Origin of the sequence: Pseudomonas aylmerensis (genome assembly GCF_001702265.1) — a bacterium.
Lineage (GTDB): Bacteria > Pseudomonadota > Gammaproteobacteria > Pseudomonadales > Pseudomonadaceae > Aquipseudomonas > Aquipseudomonas aylmerensis.
On sequence record NZ_MAUE01000022.1, the window covers coordinates 1 to 16,877 of the forward strand.

The following is a 16,877-nucleotide window of genomic DNA, read 5'->3' on the forward strand; positions in this document are numbered from 1 at the left end:
CCCGGGCGAGCTGTGGTGCTTCGATAACCGCCGCACCTTGCATGCGCGCAATGCGTTTGATCCGGCTTCGGGGGCGCGGCATTTCCAGGGGTGCTATATCGACCGGGATGAGTTGTTGTCCAGGATATTGGTGTTGCAGCGGTAGACCGAGGCGCGCCCTTCGCGAGCAAGCCCGCTCCCACATTTGACCGCACTTTTTCAGCAGGAACTCGGTCAAATGTGGGAGCGGGCTTGCTCGCGAAGGGGCCCGCACAACCACTACAAATTCAGCAAAAAAAACCCCGATCCAGCCGTGACAGGATCGGGGCAGAGTGCTTTGTGTGAGCTGCGCATCCCGAGGGTGACCAAACCTTCAAGCTGCTTGCTTGATGCCAGTGTGCACACTCCCCTTCCTTGCGAGTTAGCCGAAAACGACCTGTTCATAGGTGTGCCGGACATTCACGCATTCAGGCCTTGCCGACTCGGTGATGGCCTACCAGAATCGACCTCAATCTCCCGCTCCCTACACCAGGATAAACGTCATGATGCACGCGGATTTGATTGACCAGGATGACCTGCTGAGCCAACTTCGCTCGCTGGGTTTCGAGGTGTCCAGCGGCGCCAGCGCCGAACAGGCCTGCGAGTGCGCCGTGCGCGGTTTGAGTGCCGCACGGGCCAAGGCGCTCAAAGGCATGGTGGAGCAGATGTACACCGGCAGCGCGACGATCCTGCCGGCTGTACGCCAGGCGATCGACAAGCAGTTGTTGCCGGCCTTGGTGCAGTTCAAGCAGAACTCTGGCGCCTGATAAAGCGCCATCGCCGGCAAGCCAGCGCCCACATTTGAATCTATTCACGGATCAAAATGTGGGAGCTGGCTTGCCGGCGATGAAAACGGCTCGGCCTAGAGCCTTACACTGGCAAAAGTCGATTCATTGCGCGCCTGGCTCAACGCCGACATCGGCCCCGACAACGGTGACAACACCAGCGCCTGCGGAATCGGCATCATCGCCACTTGCTGCGTGGTGTTGGAACCCACACGCTCATCGCGTGGCGGAATGCCGAAGTATTCGCGGTAGCACTTGGAGAAGTGCGGCGTGGAGACAAACCCGCACACCGACGCCACTTCGATGATCGACATCGGCGTTTGCTTGAGCAACTGCCGCGCACGGATCAGGCGCAGCTTGAGGTAGTAGCGCGACGGCGAGCAGTGCAGGTATTTCTGGAACAGCCGCTCCAGCTGGCGCCGCGACACGGCGACGTACACCGCCAGCTCATCCAGGTCGATCGGCTCTTCAAGGTTGGCTTCCATCAGCGCGACGATTTCCTGCAGCTTCGGCTGGTTGGTGCCGAGCATGTGCTTGAGCGGCACGCGCTGGTGATCCTGTTCGTTGCGGATGCGTTCGTACACGAACATCTCGGAGATGGCTGCGGACAGTTCGCGACCGTGGTCGCGGCTGATCAGGTGCAGCATCATGTCCAGCGGCGCGGTGCCACCGGAGCTGGTGAAACGGTTGCGGTCGAGGGTGAACAAGCGCGTGCTCATGGCGACCCGCGGGAAGGCTTCCTGCATCGACGCCAGGCATTCCCAGTGCACGCTGCAATCAAACCCATCGAGCAAGCCGGCGCAGGCCAGGGCCCAGCTGCCGGTGCACACCGCGCCAAGGCGACGCGACTGGCGCGCCTGGCTTTGCAGCCACGACACGTGTTCACGGGTAACGGTGCGCTGGATACCCACGCCGCCGCACACAATCACAGTGTCCAGGGCCGGGGCTTTGTGCATGGAGGCATCGGGGGTGATTTGCAGGCCGTCGCTGGCCCAGACCTGGTTGCCGTCGACACTCAGGGTGGTCCAGCGATACAGCTCGCGGCCGGACAACTGGTTGGCCATGCGCAGCGGTTCCACTGCCGACGCCAGGGAAATCAGCGTGAAATTGTCCAGCAGCAAAAAGCCGATGGATTGAGGCGCACGGTTCTGGGGTTGGGCCCCTGAGTTGAACGACGTCATCGCGGTATCTCCTCACACAAAGCGGGTGATGGCCTCAGGCGAGGCTCTTGTTATTGCGCTCGTCCTGGAGAGGCGAGGCTTTGAATTGATAGAGCAAATGCCATGCCTAAATTTGAATGGCCATTCAATAACTCCTGAAAACGACCTGATGAAGCGTCTATATAAGCCCGCGCCGCGAGTGCGGGATATGACCCGATTCAGTGGCAGGAGTGAGCCTGCTCAAGGGGTGTGAGCAGATCGGTAGCACTTGTGGGAAGGCGCTTTCAGGGCGTAGGAAAAGTCTGTCACCACACGCACAGGTGACGGGTGGTCGAGGGGTAAATCGTTTGGGAGCTACTTATCTGTTTGCGACGCGCTAAAAGGTGGCGCTTTTGGTTGGGATGTTCACTTTATGCGCAGTTTGCACCTCAATTGTGGCGAGCGGGCTTGCCACAACAAGCCGCCCACCGGCAAAGGTGGTCAACACTCCACCGCGCTCACCGCCAGCCCACCGCGCGAGGTTTCCTTGTACTTGTCGTGCATGTCCGCCCCGGTATCGCGCATGGTGCGGATCACCCGGTCGAGCGAGATGAAGTGCTGGCCATCACCGCGCAGGGCCATCTGCGCCGCGTTGATCGCCTTCACCGCCGCAATCGCGTTGCGCTCGATGCACGGCACTTGCACCAATCCGCCCACTGGATCGCAGGTCAGGCCGAGGTTGTGTTCCAGGCCGATCTCCGCAGCGTTGCACAGTTGCTCCGGCGTGGCGCCGAGGATCTCCGCCAAGCCGGCGGCGGCCATCGCACAGGCCGAGCCGACTTCGCCCTGGCACCCGACCTCGGCACCGGAGATCGAGGCGTTTTTCTTGCACAGGATGCCCACCGCCGCAGCGCCGAGCAGGTAGTCGACCACGTTGGCTTCGGTCACTTCCTCGCTGAATTTCATGAAGTAGTGCAGCACTGCCGGGATGATCCCCGCCGCGCCGTTGGTGGGTGCGGTGACCATGCGTCCACCGGCAGCGTTTTCTTCATTGACCGCGAGGGCGAACAGGTTGACCCACTCCATCGCGCTCAAGGTCGAGCCGATCACATTGGGTTTGTTCAGCTCCAGCAAACTGCGGTGCAACTTGGCCGCGCGGCGGCGCACGTTCAGGCCGCCCGGCAAGATGCCCTCGTGCTTGAGCCCCTCCTCCACACACGCCTGCATGGCGCGCCAGAGTTTCATCAGGCCGCTGCGGATTTCATCTTCCGAGCGCCAGGTTTTTTCATTCGCCAACATCAACTCGGCGACGCGCAGGTTGTGGGTCTTGCACAGCTGCAACAACTCCACCGCGCTGGAAAAATCATAGGGCAGCTCGGTGCGGTCCATATCCGCCACGCCACTCTGCGCCTGGGCTTCATCCACGACAAAACCGCCGCCCACCGAGTAGTAGGTGTCGCGATGCAACTCACCGTCATCGCCGAACACCACCAGGGTCATGGCGTTGGGATGAAAGGGCAGGTTTTCGTCGAGCAGGCGCATGTCGCGTGCCCACACAAACGGCACCGGCAAGCGCCCATCCAGCAGCAGCGTGTCGGTCTCGCGCAGGGTGTGGATACGCAGGCCGATCTGCGCCGGATCAATCGCGTCGGGCCACTCGCCCATCAGGCCCATGATGGTCGCGGTGTCGCTGCCGTGGCCAATGCCGGTGGCCGACAATGAGCCGTAGAGCTGAACTTCGACGCGCCTGACTTGTTCCAACAGTTCACGTTCACGCAATGCCTGGACGAACAACGCCGCGGCGCGCATGGGGCCGACGGTGTGAGAACTAGAAGGCCCGATGCCGATCTTGAACAGGTCGAAAACGCTGATAGCCATTAACGTGGGACTCCGCAGGTGAGCAAACCGGACACCAAGGAGCTGCTACGCTCAGATCGCCCAGATGGCGGCATCATCAAGCTTTTATCCGCCGTCACGGCGTCTCACACCGACGTACCCATGCTCACCAGCGTCGCTCTCGTGCGATCAGGCGTTTTGGCCGTTTTTAGCGGTGCAGATCGTTGAAAACTGCAGTTTTGCCTTTGGAAAAATCTGTAAGCGACGTCACCGACACTGGATACGACCATCCCTGTACTGGATACGACGCCCCCTGTAGGCGTCAGATTTTCACTGGTACATGATCAGTCTCGACTCGTTTGCAAGGCACCGCGCCGCCGCTGCGTCGCACGTTCCAACCGCAACACATATAAAGCGCGGCGAATGCCGCCAGAAAAAACACAGGAGTCTACCCAGATGAAAGGTTCACCCTCGTTGTTGTTGGCCGCCATGCTGAGTCTGCCAGTCCTGGCGCACGCTGCAGAACCGGCACAATGTCAGACCGTCAATTTCTCCGATGTCGGCTGGACCGACATCACCGTCACCACCGCGACCACCAGCGAAGTCCTCAAGGGCCTGGGCTACAAGCCGCGCACCACTATGATTTCGGTACCTGTGACCTACAAGTCCCTGGCCGACGGCAAGAACATGGACATCTTCCTCGGCAACTGGATGCCGACCATGGAAAACGACATCAAGCAGTACCGTGATGCCGGCACCGTGGAAACCGTGCGCGCCAACCTGGAGAACGCCAAGTACACCCTGGCGGTACCCGAAGCGCTGTACAACAAAGGCCTGAAAGACTTCGCCGATATCGCCAAATTCAAGGATGAGCTGGGTGGCAAGATCTACGGCATCGAGCCGGGTAACGACGGCAACCGCACCATCCAGACGTTGATCGACAAAGACGCCTTCGGCCTCAAAACCGCCGGCTTCAAAGTCGTCGAATCCAGCGAAGCCGGCATGCTCTCCCAGGTCGAACGCGCCACCAAGCGCGACCAGGCCATCGTGTTCCTCGGCTGGGAACCGCACCCGATGAACACTCGCTTCAAGATGAAGTACCTGACCGGGGGTGACGACTCGTTCGGCCCCAACTACGGCCAGGCCACCATCTACACCAACACCCGCAAGGGCTACACCCAGGAATGCAGCAACGTCGGCCAGTTGCTGAAAAACCTGGTGTTCACCCTGAACATGGAAAGCACCCTGATGGGTAAAGTCCTGGACGAAAAACAGAAACCCGATGCAGCGGCCAAGGCCTGGCTGAAGGCCAACCCGCAAGTGCTCGACACCTGGCTCGCAGGCGTCACCACCGTCGATGGCAAACCCGGTCTGGAGGCCGTCAAAGCTTATCTCGCCAAATAACACCCGCTGACCCCAGGCCGGTGCGCTGGCCTGGGATGTTTTCCCCTTCGCATGTGGACATTCACTACCATGCTGACTGAACAGAAAATCCCACTAGGCCAGTACATCGCTGCCTTCGTCGAATGGTTGACCCAACACGGCGCCAACTACTTCGACGCAATCGCATCGACGCTGGAAACGATGATCCACGGCGTGACGTTTGCGCTGACCTGGTTCAATCCGCTGGCATTGATCGGTCTGATTGCGCTGCTGGCTCACTTCATTCAACGCAAGTGGGGCCTGACTGTATTTGTCATCGCCTCGTTCCTGCTGATCCTCAACCTGGGGTACTGGCAGGAAACCATGGAAACCCTCGCGCAGGTGCTGTTCGCCACCCTGGTCTGCGTGGTCATCGGTGTGCCGCTGGGCATTGTTGCCGCGCACAAGCCGATGTTCTACACCCTGATGCGGCCGGTGCTCGATCTGATGCAGACCGTACCGACCTTCGTCTACCTCATCCCTACCCTGACCCTCTTCGGGCTGGGTGTGGTACCCGGGCTGATATCCACGGTGGTGTTCGCGATTGCCGCGCCGATCCGCCTGACTTACCTGGGTATCCGCGATGTACCGCAGGAGTTGATGGACGCCGGCAAGGCCTTTGGCTGCTCGCGCCGTCAGTTGCTCTCGCGCATTGAACTGCCCCACGCCATGCCGAGCATTGCCGCCGGCATTACCCAATGCATCATGCTGTCGTTGTCGATGGTGGTGATCGCGGCCCTGGTAGGCGCCGACGGCCTCGGCAAGCCGGTGGTCAACGCGCTGAACACCGCTGATATCGCCCTCGGTTTCGAAGCCGGCCTGGCGATCGTGTTGCTCGCCATCATGCTCGACCGCATCTGCAAACAACCCGACGCCAAAGTAGGGGGTGATGCATGAGCATTATCCGATTCGACAAGGTCGATGTGATCTTCTCCAAGGACCCACGCGAAGCCCTCAAGCTGCTGGACCAGGGGATGCACCGCAACGAAATCCTGAAAAAGACCGGGCAGATTGTCGGCGTTGAAAAAGCCAGCCTGGATATCGAGAAAGGCGAGATCTGCGTGCTCATGGGCCTCTCCGGGTCCGGCAAGTCGAGCCTGCTGCGTTGCATCAACGGCCTCAATACCGTCAGCCGTGGCCAGCTGTTCGTGGAGCATGAAGGGCGCCAGATCGACATCGCGTCGTGCACGCCCGCCGAGCTGAAAATGATGCGCACCAAGCGCATCGCCATGGTGTTCCAGAAGTTCGCCCTGATGCCCTGGCTGACAGTGCGCGAAAACATCAGCTTCGGCCTGGAAATGCAGGGCCGCCCGGAGAAAGACCGCCGCAAGCTGGTGGATGAGAAACTCGAGCTGGTGGGCCTGACCCAGTGGCGCAACAAGAAGCCGGATGAACTCTCCGGCGGCATGCAGCAGCGCGTCGGCCTGGCGCGTGCGTTGGCGATGGACGCCGATATCCTGCTGATGGACGAACCTTTCTCCGCCCTCGACCCGCTGATCCGCCAGGGCCTGCAGGACGAGTTGCTGGAGCTGCAACGCAAGCTGAGCAAGACCATCGTGTTCGTGAGCCACGACCTCGATGAAGCGCTCAAGCTGGGCAGCCGCATCGCGATCATGAAAGACGGCAAGATCATCCAGTACAGCGTGCCGGAAGAGATTGTGCTGAACCCGGCGGACGACTATGTGCGCACCTTCGTCGCCCATACCAACCCGCTCAACGTGCTGTGCGGACGCAGCCTGATGCGCACCCTGGACAACTGCAAGCGCGTGAACGGCTCGGTGTGCCTCGATCCGGGTGGCGACTCATGGCTGGACCTGGCCGAAGGCAACACCATCACCGGTGCTCGCCAGAATGGCGCGGTGATGAACCTGCAGAACTGGGCGCCGGGGCAACCGGTGGAAGGTCTGGGCCGGGTGCCGACACTGGTGGACTCCAACATCGGCATGCGCGATGCGCTGCAGATTCGTTATCACACCGGCAACAAGCTGGTGTTGCATGACAACAACCAGGTGGTGGGGATTCTGGGGGACAGCGAGCTCTACCATGCCCTGCTGGGCAAGAACCTGGGCTGAGCAGTGCACAGATCGGCTGAATGAACTGGGTCAATGTGGGAGCTGGCTTGTCTGCGACAGCAATGGTGAATCCAACATAGCTATCGCAGGCAAGCCAGCTCCCACATTTGATCTCTGTTTCGGCATAAAAAAAGCGGCGCCAGTGAGGGCGCCGCTCCTTTCAGGCATCAGCTATAGACACGGCCAAGGAGCTGCCGATGGCTTTCAAACTGATCGAGCACGTCCCGGGTGATCTGTTCCTGGGCAAAGCCCATCAGGTCGTACTCCTGAGGCCCGTTGTGCAGGTAGACCTCGGCACGGTAGTAGCGGGTGCGCTCTTCTTCCGGCAGGTCGCTCGGCGCCGACGAGTAAGCATCCAGGCTCACTTCGTAGACAAACGGGTTGCCCTCTTCCATCTCGATGCGCACACCGATGCAACGCTTGGATTTGCCCAGCAGGGTCTGCACTTCCAGCCCCTGGTCGCGCAACGCCGTCGCGGCTTCTTCCAGCGCCGGCGTGACGTGTTTGTCCATGAAGCGCTGCACAGTGGCCTGGCTCGGTTGCAGATCCAGCGCGGTGAGGCGCTCGCTGAACCCCCGACGGCCACGCTCGGCCAACTGCGCCTGCTCCTGTTCGATTGCGACGTCCTGGCGCATGGCCTTGTGCAAACCGAACATGAAGAAAATCAGCACCACCGAGAACGGCAGCCCCGCCAGCACCACCATGGTTTGCATGGCTTCGAAGTTACCGGCGAACAGCAGGCCGATAGTCACCAGGGTGATCACCGCCGACCAGAAGATCCGCAGCCAGTGCGGCGCATCTTCATCCACATTGCCGCCTTTGCAGGAAAGGTTGGCCATCATCACCGCGCCGGAATCCGCCGGGGTCAGGAACAACACGAAGCCGACGAAGATCGACACACCGATGACGATTTTCGACGCCGGGTAATGCTCCAGCAGTTGATAGATGGCCATGGACGGCTGTTCCAGCGCCGTCTTGCCCAACTCCACCGCACCGTGATTGAGCACCAGGTCCAGCGCCGAGTTGCCGAAGATCGACAACCACGCCAGGGTGAAGCCCAGCGGGATCAGCAGCACGCCGGCCACCAGCTCGCGCACGGTGCGGCCACGGGAAATACGCGCGATGAACATGCCTACGAATGGCGCCCAGGAAATCCACCAGGCCCAGTAGAACAGGGTCCACAGGCCCATCCAGCGTTCGGTCTTGTCGGCGTCGCCTTCATACACATAGAGGTCGAAGGTTTTCAGCACCAGGCCGTTCATGTAGTCGCCGATGTTCTGCACAAAGCCGTTGAGCAGGTGCAGGGTCGGGCCGAACAGCAATACGAAGATCAACAAACCGCTGAACAGCACGATGTTGAGGTTGGACAGGCGGCGAATGCCGTTCTCCACACCCGACACCGCAGCGATGGTTGCCACGGTGCTCATCACGATGATCACGATCAACAGGTTGGTGTTGCTGTGCTGCATGCCGAACAGGTTTTCCAACCCGGACGAGACCTGCATCGAACCAATACCCAGGTTGGTCACCAGGCCGAGCAGGGTCACGAACATGCCGAAGCCGTCCACCGCATGGCCGGCCGCACCCTTCACCCAACGCTCGCCTACCAGCGGGTACAGCGCCGAACGCAGCGCCAGCGGCTGGTTATGCCGGTACGCGAAGTACGCCACGGCCAGGCCGACCAGGGCATAGATCGCCCAGCCGTGCAGGCCCCAGTGCAGAAAGGTCAGTTGCAGCGCCTGGCGTGCTGCGCCATTGCTGGCGGCCGCGCCTTCGGGCGGGTTGAAGTAGTGGTCCAATGGCTCCGAGGCGCCGAAGTACAGCAGCGAGATGCCGATCCCGGACGAGAACAACATGCCGGCCCAGGCGCCGTAGCTGAAGTCCGGGGTGTCGTCCTTGCTGCCCAGTTTCAATTTGCCGTAGGACGAAAATGCCAGGCCGACCACAAACACCAGGTAAGCGGCGATGACCACCATGTAGTACCAGCCAAAGCTTTTCGACAGCCAGGCCTGTGCTACGCCGAGCATGCGCCCGGCCTCCTGCGGGGCGATGATCAGAATGGCGGTCAACAACAGAATGAGCGCGGTGGAGGTGTAGAACACCCAACCGTTGACCCGGACCTTTTCCGGCGGGGTCTTTATAAGAGAGGCAGAACTCATGGCGCAGATGCTCCGGGCAGTGCGAGAGAGAAACACAAGGCAACGGTTATCCCGGGACATCGATTTTTCGGCAGTCGACGGACGGGTGTTATAAAGACACCCCGAAAATTCTTGAGCCCCGCCGAAGCGGTGCCCAGGCCCTGATACGGCCTGTTTCAAGGACTTTTGCAGGTGTCAGATGTCGCAGCTCGCAGGTAGGAAATATCTGTAGGCAGCGACCATTTGTCGCAGATCTTATTCTTTGTTGATTGAACGTTCAATCAAAACAAAATAGACTGGCCATCAAGCCGACGGACGTTGATCGCCCATCGGCAGGCCTAAGGAGAGGTGCTACATGCCCAAGGTCGGTATGCAACCCATACGCCGCCAGCAGTTGATCGAAGCCACATTGACGGCGATCGATCAGGTCGGAATGGGGGATGCCAGCATTGCGCTGATCGCCCGTCTGGCCGGCGTCTCGAACGGCATCATCAGTCACTACTTTCAGGACAAGAACGGCCTGATCGCCGCGACGATGCGGTACTTGATGAATGTGCTGATCGAGAACGTCCACGAACGCAGGCTCGCACTGAAGGATGACAGCCCACGGGCGCACCTTCAGGTGATCATCGAGGGCAACTTCGATGCCAGCCAGGTCAACGGCCCGGCAATGAAAACCTGGCTGGCCTTCTGGGCCACCAGCATGCACCACCCGTCATTGCACAGGTTGCAGCGGATCAACGATCAACGTCTGTATTCCAACCTGTGCTGCCAGTTCCGCCGAGTGCTGCCGCTGCCGCACGCACGCAAAGCAGCCCGAGGCCTGGCGGCCCTGATCGACGGTTTGTGGTTGCGCGGCGCCCTGTCGGGAGACGCTTTCGACACGGCGCAAGCGCAACGGATCGCTTACGAATACATGGATTTCCAATTGGCCAAGCAGGTGAGTTAGAGCACACACAACCGCTCAACCCCTGAACTGCTGTCGATCAGTGATGCCAGACCCTTATGGCCCACTTTCGGCGGTTAACGCCAACCACTTATGCACTTGCGAGGACTTTATGGCCCGTTTCGAACTGCAAAAACTCTACATTGACGGCGGCTACAGCGACGCTGGCAGCGATGCCACCTTCGAAGCCATCAACCCGGCTAACGGTGAAGTTCTCGCCCAAGTGCAACGCGCAACGTTCGATGACGTTGAACGTGCCGTGGTCAGCGCCGAAAAAGGCCAGAAGATCTGGGCCGCGATGACCGCCATGGAGCGTTCGCGCATCCTGCGTCGCGCCGTCGACATCCTGCGTGAGCGCAACGACGAACTGGCCGCCCTGGAAACCCTGGACACCGGTAAAGCTTTCTCCGAAACCCAATACGTCGACATCGTCACCGGCGCTGACGTACTGGAGTACTACGCAGGCCTGGTGCCGGCCATCGAAGGCGAGCAGATCCCGCTGCGCGACACGTCCTTCGTCTACACCCGCCGCGAGCCGCTGGGCGTGGTTGCCGGTATCGGCGCGTGGAACTACCCGATCCAGATCGCCCTGTGGAAATCCGCACCGGCCCTGGCTGCCGGCAACGCGATGATCTTCAAGCCGAGCGAAGTCACCTCGCTGACCACCCTGAAACTGGCCGAGATCTACACCGAAGCCGGCGTTCCGGCGGGCGTGTTCAACGTACTGACCGGCAGCGGCCGTGAAGTCGGCACCTGGCTGACCGAGCACCCGCGCATCGAGAAAGTCTCCTTCACCGGCGGCACCGACACCGGCAAGAAAGTCATGGCCAGCGCTTCCAGCTCCTCGCTCAAGGAAGTGACCATGGAGCTGGGTGGCAAGTCCCCGCTGATCGTGTTCGAAGACGCCGACCTGGATCGCGCCGCCGACATCGCGATGATGGCCAACTTCTACAGCTCCGGTCAGGTCTGCACCAACGGCACTCGCGTGTTCGTGCCCAAGCACCTGCAAGCCGCCTTCGAAGCCAAGATCGTTGAGCGTGTGGCGCGCATTCGCGTTGGCGACCCGCAAGACGAAAACACCAACTTCGGCCCGCTGGTCAGCTTCGCCCACATGGAAAGCGTGCTCGGCTACATCGCCAAAGGTAAGGAAGAAGGCGCTCGCGTGCTCTGCGGCGGCGACCGCCTGACCGACGGTGCATTCGCCAAAGGCGCCTACGTGGCCCCGACCGTGTTCACCGACTGCACCGACGAGATGACCATCGTGCGTGAGGAAATCTTTGGCCCGGTGATGAGCATCCTCACTTACGAAACCGAAGAAGAAGTGATCCGTCGCGCCAACGACACCGACTTCGGCCTGGCTGCGGGCCTTGTGACCAAGGACCTGAACCGCGCCCACCGCGTGATTCATCAGCTGGAAGCAGGTATCTGCTGGATCAACGCCTGGGGCGAGTCCGACGCGAAAATGCCGGTCGGTGGCTACAAGCAATCCGGTGTGGGCCGTGAGAACGGCATCAGCTCGCTGAACAACTTCACCCGCATCAAATCGGTACAGGTTGAGCTGGGCGACTACGCCTCGGTGTTCTGATAAGCGGCAAGCGGCAAGCGGCAAGCTTCAAGCTGCAAGTAAAAGCAGTTTGGTTTGCCGCACTTCCCAGATACACCGCTCGCTGCTCTTTCTTGCAGCTTGAAGCTTAGAGCTAGCAGCTCTCAAGGAGACCCCATGACTCAAGAATACGATTACATCATTGTGGGTGCCGGTTCCGCCGGTAACACCCTGGCGACCCGTCTGACTGAAGACGAAGGCGTCACCGTCCTGCTGCTGGAAGCCGGCGGCCCGGACTACCGTTTCGATTTCCGTACGCAAATGCCGGCCGCCCTGGCGTTCCCGCTGCAAGGCCGTCGCTACAACTGGGCCTACGAAACCGATCCAGAGCCTCACATGGACGGCCGCCGGATGGAATGCGGTCGCGGCAAGGGCCTCGGCGGTTCCTCGCTGATCAACGGCATGTGCTACATCCGTGGCAACGCCATGGACTACGACAACTGGTCGAAACTGCCGGGCCTGGAAAACTGGACCTACCTGGACTGCCTGCCGTATTTCCGCAAGGCTGAAACTCGCGACATCGGCCCCAACGACTACCACGGTGGCGACGGCCCGGTCAGCGTGACCACGCCTAAAGCCGGCAACAACCCGCTGTTCCACGCCATGGTTGAAGCAGGCGTGCAAGCCGGCTACCCGCGCACCGAAGACCTGAACGGCTACCAGCAGGAAGGCTTCGGCCCGATGGACCGTACCGTCACGCCGAACGGCCGTCGCGCCAGCACCGCGCGCGGTTACCTGGACACAGCCAAGAAGCGTTCGACCCTGACCATCGTCACCCACGCCCTCACCGACAAAGTGTTGTTCGAAGGCAAGCGTGCCGTGGGCGTGCGTTACCTGATCGGTGCCGCCGAAGAGCGCGTTGAAGCCCGTGCGCGTAAAGAAGTGCTGGTGTGCAGCGGTGCAATCGCTTCGCCGCAACTGCTGCAACGCTCCGGCGTGGGCCCGGCAAAACTGCTGGAAAGCCTGGACATCCCGGTGGTCCACGACCTGCCGGGCGTTGGTGAAAACCTGCAGGACCACCTTGAGCTGTACCTGCAATACGCGTGCACTCAACCGGTCTCGCTGTACCCATCGCTGCTCTGGTACAACCAGCCAGCCATCGGTGCCGAGTGGCTGTTCAACGGCACCGGCATCGGCGCCAGCAACCAGTTCGAAGCGGGCGGTTTTATCCGTACCCGTGAAGAATTCGATTGGCCAAATATCCAGTACCACTTCCTGCCGGTGGCGATTAACTACAACGGCAGCAACGGTGTGAAAGAGCACGGTTTCCAGGCACACATGGGCTCCATGCGTTCGCCAAGCCGTGGCCGCGTGCAACTGAAGTCGAAGAACCCACGGGACTACCCGAGCATCCTCTTCAACTACATGGCCACCGAGCAGGACTGGCAGGAATTCCGTGACGGCATCCGCCTGACCCGTGAAATCATGCAGCAGCCGGCGCTGGATCCCTACCGTGGCCGCGAGATCAGCCCGGGCATCGAGGTGCAAACCGATGAGCAGCTGGACAAGTTCATCCGCGAGCACGCCGAAACCGCGTTCCACCCGTCCTGCTCGTGCAAGATGGGCACCGACGAGATGGCGGTAGTGGACGGCGAAGGCCGTGTGCACGGCATGCAGGGCCTGCGTGTGGTCGATGCGTCGATCATGCCGATCATCACCACTGGCAACCTGAACGCGCCGACGATCATGATCGCCGAGAAAATCGCCGACAAGATCCGTGGCCGTCAGCCGCTGCCGCGCAGCACCGCCGACTACTACGTGGCAGGCGATGCGCCGGTGCGTGGCAAGCCGTTGCGTGAAGTGGGCCCGACTGCGCAGTAACTGAAACACTTTGTGGCGAGCGGGCTTGTCCCGCGTTGGGCTGCGCAGCGGCCCCGAAAATCTGGGGAGCGCTACGCACTCCAACGCGGGTCAAGCCCGCTCACCACAAGGGTTCACCTGCTACAAGTAGTCGCCCTCCTTGATCAGCTCCCAGCCCAGGCCTACTCTGTTTGCCTGCCTGCGCTGAGCCGCCCACAAGGAAGGCCCCATGTTCGACCACCACGCCACACTCAAAAAACATTTCAGTGCCCTGCGCACCACCGCCGACTTCTTCTCGCTGCGTTATGTCCGCGAATCCGGCCAGTACCTGTCGGTACGCAAGAACGTCGCCGAACCGCCCCACCTGAACCACGACGAAGGCGCCATGCTCACCGTGCGTGTCAACGGTGTGGAAGCCTACGCCGCAACCCACGATATTTCCCTGCATGGCCTGCAAGCCGCCCTTGAGCGCGCCGAACAGCAAGCCCGGCGGATTTTGCCCCACGCCCTGCTCGACCTGCGCGACCAACACGTCTCCAGTGACGTCGCCGACTACCTGTCACCCAACCTCGCGCAAGCCTTCCCTTCCCTCAGCGATTGCTACCAATTGCTCGGTGATGAATCCGCCGCCGTGCCCCACGACGAGCGCCTGGTGAACTGGGAAGTCAGCCTCGGCCTGACCCATGTCGAGCAGATCTACCTCAACAGTGCCGGCGCCGAGCTGCGCCAGGCCCAGCGCTTTGTGTTCCCCGGCGTCAATGTCACTGCCTACGACGGCAACGACAGCCAGTCGCGCACCCTTGGCGGCAGCAACTTCGGGCAGCAAGGCGGCTTTGATGTGATCGACCGCTTCGGCCTGGTCGGCGCTGCGCCGCGCATTGCCGACGAAGCCCTGCAACTGCTGCTGGCGCCGAACGCGCCCCAGGGCCCGCGCGACCTGCTCTTGATGCCCGACCAGATGATCCTGCAGATCCACGAGTCCATCGGCCACCCGCTGGAGCTGGACCGTATCCTCGGCGATGAGCGCAATTACGCCGGTACCAGCTTCGTCAAGGCCGAGGACTTCGGCCACCTGCAATACGGCTCCGAACTGCTCAACGTGACCTTCGACCCGGACATCCCCGAACAACTGGCCAGCTACAGCCATGACGATGACGGAACCCCGGCCAGCAAACAGTTCCTGATCCGCGAAGGTGTGCTGCTCAGGCCACTCGGCGGCGCGCTGTCGCAGTTCCGTGCCGGCCTGGGCGGCGTCGCCAACAGCCGCGCCAGCAGCTGGAACCGCCCGCCGATCGACCGCATGGCCAACCTGAATATCGAAGCCGGTGACCAGAGCCTGGCGCAACTGATTGGTGGCATCGAGCACGGCATCCTGATGTCGACCAACCGTTCCTGGTCCATCGACGATGCGCGCAATAAATTCCAGTTCGGCTGCGAATGGGGCCAGCTGATTGAAAACGGCGAGCTCAAGGGCGTGGTGAAAAACCCCAACTACCGGGCGATTTCCGCGCAGTTCTGGCGCAACCTCAGCGCCGTGGGCGACGCCAGCACCTTCAAGGTCCTGGGCACGCCGAACTGCGGCAAAGGCGAACCCAACCAAGTGATCCGCGTCGGCCACGCGTCGCCGGCCTGTGTGTTCAGCAACGTTGACGTATTTGGGGGAGATGCCTGATGAACAATTTCAAGGCATTGGTGCAATGGCTCAAACAGGCCATCACCGACAAGGAACAATTCCACCTGGGCTATGCGGCCGAGTCGTCCGAGTTCGTGCGCTTCAACCACGCCAAGGTGCGCCAGGCCGGCCAGGTGCAACAGGCCAGCCTCAACCTGAAACTGATCAACGATGGCCGCCACGCCGACCTCGGCATCACCCTCGCCGGTGATCCGGAGCTGGACCGCCAGCGCCTCGCCGAGGGCCTGCAACAGCTGCGCGAAACCCTGCCGCTGCTGCCCCACGATCCCTACCTGCTGCTCAACCACAACGCCTGGCAGAATCACAACGAACAGGACCTGCCATTGCCGGACCTGGCCCAGGTACTGGACGAAATCAGCCAGGCAGCCGCAGGTGTCGACCTCGTCGGGTTCTACGCCGCCGGCCCGATCAGCCGCGGCTTCGCCAGTTCGAACGGCGCGTTCGGCTGGCACCAGGCCAATAGCTTCAACTTCGACTTCAGCCTGTTCCACGCCAATGGCGAGGCTGTCAAAGCCAGCTACGCCGGCCATGCCTGGAACAGCGCCGAGTTCGCCCGGCGCTTCCAACTGGCCCGCGAACAGCTGGAATTCCTCGGCCGGCCGCTGCACGCGCTGGCACCCGGTGAATACCGCGCCTACCTGGCCCCGGCGGCGCTGGAAGAAATCATCAGCATCATCACCTGGGGCGGTTTCTCGGCCCAGGCCATCGCCAGCAAGGGCAGCTCCCTGCAACGCCTGTACGCCGGCGAGCAACACCTCAGCCCGCAGGTGACGGTGGACGAACAGGTCAGCGGCTCCCTGAGCCCGGCGTTTTCCAGCGAAGGCTACCCGCGCAGCGATGTCAGGTTGATCAACGCCGGCAAGGCCGACGGCCAACTGGTGAACTCGCGCAGCGCCGCCGAGTACGGCCTGAGTGCCAACGGCGCCAGCCGTGACGAATCCCCCAGCGCCTTGCAGATGGCGGCGGGCACCCTCGCCCAGGCCGACATCCTCAAGCAATTGGGCACCGGTTTGTACATCAGCAACCTGTGGTACCTGAACTACTCCGACCTGCCCGCCGCCCGCCTGACCGGCATGACGCGCTTCGCCACGTTCTGGGTGGAAGACGGCGAGATCAAGGCGCCGGTCAGCACCATGCGCTTTGATGACAGCGTGTTCCAGTTGCTCGGTGCGCAGCTGGAAGCACTGACCGCTGATCGGGAACTGCTGCTGTCGGCCAGCACGTATGGCCAGCGCAACACCGCCTCCAACCTGCTGCCAGGCGCCCTGGTCAAACGCCTGACCCTGACCTTATAAGCACCGCCAGTCCCGGTGGGAGCTGGCTGGCCTGCGATCGCATCACCGCGGTGTCACTGATACACCCTGGTGCCTGCAGCGCAGGCAAGCCACTTCCCACACTGCTTTGCATTGATTTCAGCCACTGCAA

The 16,877-nt window shown here is 61.5% G+C and carries 13 protein-coding genes; 10 read left to right on the plus strand and 3 right to left on the minus strand.

Annotated elements, in window-relative coordinates; genetic code table 11:
* Together BBG20_RS32560 and BBG20_RS15115 are read left to right on the plus strand one after the other, a co-directional pair.
* The coding region (locus BBG20_RS32560; protein WP_177343947.1) for a TauD/TfdA family dioxygenase at positions 1–145 on the plus strand (145 nt) is incomplete at its 5' end.
* Positions 146–521: 376 nt separating this feature from the next.
* Positions 522–785, plus strand: coding sequence for a hypothetical protein (locus tag BBG20_RS15115; protein ID WP_065904803.1), 264 nt, complete (start codon positions 522–524; stop codon positions 783–785).
* A 95-nt stretch (positions 786–880) separates the two neighbouring features.
* Here BBG20_RS15115 and gbdR read toward each other — a convergent pair whose 3' ends face one another.
* Both gbdR and BBG20_RS15125 read right to left on the minus strand, forming a co-directional pair.
* Positions 881–1,984: a choline metabolism transcriptional regulator GbdR gene (gene gbdR / locus BBG20_RS15120; protein ID WP_005792167.1), complete on the minus strand. Its 1,104-nt coding sequence runs from the start codon at positions 1,982–1,984 to the stop codon at positions 881–883.
* A 459-nt stretch (positions 1,985–2,443) separates the two neighbouring features.
* Positions 2,444–3,820, minus strand: a complete 1,377-nt coding sequence (locus BBG20_RS15125; protein WP_065904808.1) for an L-serine ammonia-lyase — start codon at positions 3,818–3,820, stop codon at positions 2,444–2,446.
* 414 nt (positions 3,821–4,234) lie between these two features.
* On the opposite strand from BBG20_RS15125, the gene BBG20_RS15130 reads away from it, so the two are divergent.
* From BBG20_RS15130 to choV, 3 genes are all read left to right on the plus strand, one after another.
* The gene (locus BBG20_RS15130) at positions 4,235–5,182 is read left to right on the plus strand and encodes a choline ABC transporter substrate-binding protein (RefSeq protein ID WP_065904809.1); all 948 of its coding nucleotides are present in this window, start codon (positions 4,235–4,237) and stop codon (positions 5,180–5,182) included.
* 69 nt (positions 5,183–5,251) lie between these two features.
* Positions 5,252–6,097: a choline ABC transporter permease subunit gene (gene choW, locus BBG20_RS15135; protein ID WP_015886271.1), complete on the plus strand. Its 846-nt coding sequence runs from the start codon at positions 5,252–5,254 to the stop codon at positions 6,095–6,097.
* Complete coding sequence (gene choV / locus BBG20_RS15140) at positions 6,094–7,272, plus strand: choline ABC transporter ATP-binding protein (RefSeq protein ID WP_065904810.1); 1,179 nt, start codon at positions 6,094–6,096, stop codon at positions 7,270–7,272. Before choW ends, choV begins: the two co-directional genes overlap by 4 nt.
* Positions 7,273–7,439: 167 nt before the next feature.
* Here choV and BBG20_RS15145 read toward each other — a convergent pair whose 3' ends face one another.
* Complete coding sequence (locus tag BBG20_RS15145) at positions 7,440–9,374, minus strand: BCCT family transporter (RefSeq protein ID WP_226939981.1); 1,935 nt, start codon at positions 9,372–9,374, stop codon at positions 7,440–7,442.
* 391 nt (positions 9,375–9,765) lie between these two features.
* On the opposite strand from BBG20_RS15145, the gene betI reads away from it, so the two are divergent.
* The 5 genes from betI (at position 9,766) to BBG20_RS15170 (ending at position 16,747) form a co-directional block, all read left to right on the plus strand.
* Positions 9,766–10,359 carry a transcriptional regulator BetI gene (betI, locus tag BBG20_RS15150; protein WP_028618243.1) on the plus strand — a complete coding sequence of 198 codons (594 nt, stop codon included), beginning with the start codon at positions 9,766–9,768 and terminating at the stop codon, positions 10,357–10,359.
* 109 nt (positions 10,360–10,468) lie between these two features.
* Positions 10,469–11,941, plus strand: a complete 1,473-nt coding sequence (betB, locus tag BBG20_RS15155; protein WP_065904813.1) for a betaine-aldehyde dehydrogenase — start codon at positions 10,469–10,471, stop codon at positions 11,939–11,941.
* A 135-nt stretch (positions 11,942–12,076) separates the two neighbouring features.
* Positions 12,077–13,780, plus strand: coding sequence for a choline dehydrogenase (gene betA / locus BBG20_RS15160; RefSeq protein ID WP_065904815.1), 1,704 nt, complete (start codon positions 12,077–12,079; stop codon positions 13,778–13,780).
* A gap of 208 nt (positions 13,781–13,988) precedes the next feature.
* Positions 13,989–15,431, plus strand: coding sequence for a TldD/PmbA family protein (locus BBG20_RS15165; RefSeq protein ID WP_065904817.1), 1,443 nt, complete (start codon positions 13,989–13,991; stop codon positions 15,429–15,431).
* The gene (locus BBG20_RS15170) at positions 15,431–16,747 is read left to right on the plus strand and encodes a TldD/PmbA family protein (RefSeq protein WP_065904819.1); all 1,317 of its coding nucleotides are present in this window, start codon (positions 15,431–15,433) and stop codon (positions 16,745–16,747) included. Before BBG20_RS15165 ends, BBG20_RS15170 begins: the two co-directional genes overlap by 1 nt.
* Positions 16,748–16,877 lie beyond the last annotated feature (130 nt).

Excerpts from the sequence above, each read along its gene's own strand:
- BBG20_RS15115 (WP_065904803.1), top strand. The coding sequence starts at position 522 with ATGATGCACGCGGATTTGATTGACCAGGATGACCTGCTGAGCCAACTT.
- BBG20_RS15165 (WP_065904817.1), top strand. The coding sequence starts at position 13,989 with ATGTTCGACCACCACGCCACACTCAAAAAACATTTCAGTGCCCTGCGC.
- BBG20_RS15130 (WP_065904809.1), top strand. The coding sequence starts at position 4,235 with ATGAAAGGTTCACCCTCGTTGTTGTTGGCCGCCATGCTGAGTCTGCCA.
- BBG20_RS15125 (WP_065904808.1), bottom strand. The coding sequence starts at position 3,820 with ATGGCTATCAGCGTTTTCGACCTGTTCAAGATCGGCATCGGGCCTTCT.
- betA (WP_065904815.1), top strand. The coding sequence starts at position 12,077 with ATGACTCAAGAATACGATTACATCATTGTGGGTGCCGGTTCCGCCGGT.
- choV (WP_065904810.1), top strand. The coding sequence starts at position 6,094 with ATGAGCATTATCCGATTCGACAAGGTCGATGTGATCTTCTCCAAGGAC.
- choW (WP_015886271.1), top strand. The coding sequence starts at position 5,252 with ATGCTGACTGAACAGAAAATCCCACTAGGCCAGTACATCGCTGCCTTC.
- betI (WP_028618243.1), top strand. The coding sequence starts at position 9,766 with ATGCCCAAGGTCGGTATGCAACCCATACGCCGCCAGCAGTTGATCGAA.
- BBG20_RS15170 (WP_065904819.1), top strand. The coding sequence starts at position 15,431 with ATGAACAATTTCAAGGCATTGGTGCAATGGCTCAAACAGGCCATCACC.
- betB (WP_065904813.1), top strand. The coding sequence starts at position 10,469 with ATGGCCCGTTTCGAACTGCAAAAACTCTACATTGACGGCGGCTACAGC.
- gbdR (WP_005792167.1), bottom strand. The coding sequence starts at position 1,984 with ATGACGTCGTTCAACTCAGGGGCCCAACCCCAGAACCGTGCGCCTCAA.